This is a genomic window from Candidatus Cardinium hertigii (assembly GCF_050864855.1).
GTDB classification, from domain to species: domain Bacteria; phylum Bacteroidota; class Bacteroidia; order Cytophagales; family Amoebophilaceae; genus Cardinium; species Cardinium hertigii_C.
The window spans coordinates 1-1,421 of the sequence record NZ_JBOZWW010000073.1 but is presented as its reverse complement, the minus strand read 5'-3'; the positions used below and the strand labels follow the sequence as shown (position 1 = coordinate 1,421).

General features: G+C 32.0%; 1 pseudogene. It reads left to right on the top strand.

Features of this window, described 5'->3' with window-relative positions:
• The first annotated feature begins 118 nt into the window (after positions 1-118).
• A pseudogene (locus ACRRVB_RS04975) lies at positions 119-1,199 on the top strand (integrase core domain-containing protein).
• The last annotated feature ends 222 nt before the right edge of the window (positions 1,200-1,421 follow it).

The window sequence follows — 1,421 nt, the reverse complement described above, 5'->3', positions numbered from 1 at the left end:
AATAGTTAACGTTTTACTAAAATATCGTGCTGTTAGTGGGAACAAAACAAATAAATTGTTGTAGTTGACATTTATTCTTACAATGATTAAACTTGTATAGATACAAATAATGACTACTATGAACTTACATCAAAAAATAATAAAACCGAAATTAGGGTTATTGGAGTTAGCTAAAACGTTAGGTAACATATCCTCAGCGTGTAAAAGTATGGGTTATAGCAGAGATAGCTATTACCGATTTAAATCACTATATAAAATAGGAGGCCAAGCAGCGTTATACGAGATAAGTCGTAAGAAACCTATTTTAGCTAATAGAGTGAATTCTAAGATAGAAAAAGCAGTATTAGATATCGCCATAGACTATCCAGTCTACGGTCAACTTAGGGTATCTAATGAGTTAAAGCAGCAAGGTATACTTGTCTCTCGCGGAGACGTAAGATCTATCTGGTTACGCAATGACTTAAACAATATAAAGAAACGTCTTAAAGCTTTGGAAGCAAAGATGGCTCAAGATGGTCTTGATTTAACTGAATCACAGCTATAAGCCTTAGAAAAGCGTAAAAATGAACAAGAATCATGTGAAGAAATAGATACAGAACATCCTGGTTATTTAGGCTGTCAAGATACTTATAATGTGGGTAGTTTTAAAGGCATAGGCAAAGTTTATACTCAAGTATTTACAGATAGCTATTCTAGAGTAGCTAATGTAAAACTGTACACTGGTAAGAGAGCTGCCGATCTTCTAAATGATAGAATACTACCTTTTTATCAAGATCAAAGCATACCTATCTTACGTATACTAACAAATCGTGGAACTGAGTATAAAGTCAAAATAGAACATCATGCTTTTGAGTTGTTTTTAAGTATAGAAGGTATAGAACATATGGTTACTGAAGCCTATTCACTACAAACCAATGGATTTTCTGAGCGTTTTGATAAGACCATGAAACAGGAATTCTTTGATACAGCTATGCGTAAAAAAAATCTATACCAAGCTGGATGATTTGCAAGAGGATTTAGATAGATAGTTAAATTATTACAATTATGAGCGACCACATTCTGGAAAATATTGTTATGGTAAAACACCTGTACAAACTTGGGAGGATAGTAAAAAACTATTCCTTGAAAAAAATAATCAAATCGCATATATTAAAAAAACATCTGACACGCTAAACTTAAACGACAACTATATAATTTAATTTTCTTACTGTATGCAGGATTAAATCTTGCCTACTACAAATAAATAAAGTATAAAAGAATCTACTCAACCCAAAAATACTGTTTCCATAGTGGTAGCTGTTCCAGCAAGAAATATCATTAACCTATTGCGTTTTTTAGTCATCTTTCTGGCTATATCCTTAGGAGGATTATCTTGTTTTTTGGGTTATTTAGTCTTTAAACAAAATAAAAGTGACTTAGTC